Raw genomic sequence first — 1528 nt, forward strand, 5'->3', positions numbered from 1 at the left:
TCTGGTGGCAGTTGATTACCAGGTGTTTGCGGCGGGTGGCTGGCGCACCGAGCAAACGCTGGTCAGTTATTGCTACGACGCCCGTCAGCGTTTGTTGGCTGCGACCAACGCGGTCGGTGACAGCGAGCGTTACGACTACGACGATCAGCACGTCATCCTGCAGCGGCAACTGACCGGCGGCGCGAGCTTTTTCTGGGAGTGGGAGCGCTCGGGCAAGGCGGCGCGCTGCGTGCGGCACTGGGCGTCGTTCGCGCAGATGGACACCCGTTACGTCTGGGCCGATGACGGCAGCGTCGCGGTGCACTACGTCGATGGCAGCGAAGAAACCTACGTCCACGATGACAGCGCACGGCTGGTGCGCAAGGTCGAGGCTGATGGCGGTGAGCACCTCAAGGCTTATGACGATCAGGGCCGGCTGATCGCCGAGCAGGATCCGCTGGGTGCGGTCACCGAATACCGCTACGACGACGTCGGACGGCTGATCGCGCTGCTTCCGCCGGACGACGAGCCAACGTCCTACGAGTACCGCAACGGTTTCCTGCACAGCCGTTCTCGCGGTGAAGCGGTGTGGACGTTTCGGCGCAACGCCGAGGGTGATGTCACCGAGGCGGTCGATCCTGACGGTCAGGTCACCCATTACTACTACGACACGCGCGGGCAGTTACTGTCGGTCCGTTATCCGGACACCAGCCGGCACATTTTTGTCTGGAACGACCTCGGGCAACTGATCGAGGAAACCCTGCCCGACGGTGGTGTACGGCGCTTTTCCTACGATGCGCTGGGGCGGCGGACGACCTCATGCGACGAACACGGTGCGATCACTCGCCAGCAGTGGGACGCCGTTGGCCGACTGGTTCAGACGACGTTGCCTACAGGCGCCACTCGCGCCTACAGCTACGGCGCGTACGGCCAAGTCACGGCCGAGCGCGACGAACTCGGGCGCATCACCCGCTACGAGTATGACGACGACCTGCACCTGGTCTCGCGCAGGATCAATCCCGACGGCACGCGGGTGCAGTACCGCTACGACCATGCGCAACTGCTGCTGACGGAAATCGAGAACGAGTCCGGCGAAAAGTACCGACTGGACTACACGCCCACCGGATTGATCCGACAGGAAACCGGCTTCGACGGCCGGCGCACCGCGTACGCCTACGACCGCAACGGGCACCTGCTGGNCTACGACCGCCTGGGCCGGTTGATCGGCGTCGATGACGGCCAGCAACATCCACTGGCCTTTGAATACGATCGGCAGGACCGGCTGATCACCGAGCATCAGGGCTGGGGCACCCTGCGTTATGCCTATGACGCCTGCGGCCAGCTCAAGCGCCAGCGTCTGCCGGACAACAGCGCGCTCGATTTCCACTACGCCAAGGGCGGCGCGCTGACCGCCATCGACCTGAATGGCACACGGCTGACCAGCCACGTCTATCAATCGGGTCGCGAACAACAACGTCAACAAGGCCTGTTGCTCAGCGAATATGCCTACGACGATCAAGGCCGTTTGCTGGCCCACGCTGTAGGCCAT

Annotated in this window: 1 pseudogene; it reads left to right on the top strand. The window is 63.7% G+C overall.

Going from position 1 to position 1528, the window contains the following annotated elements:
• Nucleotides 1-1528, top strand: a pseudogene (locus B1722_RS28450) (RHS repeat protein); the annotation flags it as partial.

This window comes from Pseudomonas sp. SCPG-7, assembly GCF_002156405.1.
In the GTDB taxonomy this organism is placed as follows: Bacteria; Pseudomonadota; Gammaproteobacteria; order Pseudomonadales; family Pseudomonadaceae; genus Aquipseudomonas; species Aquipseudomonas parakoreensis.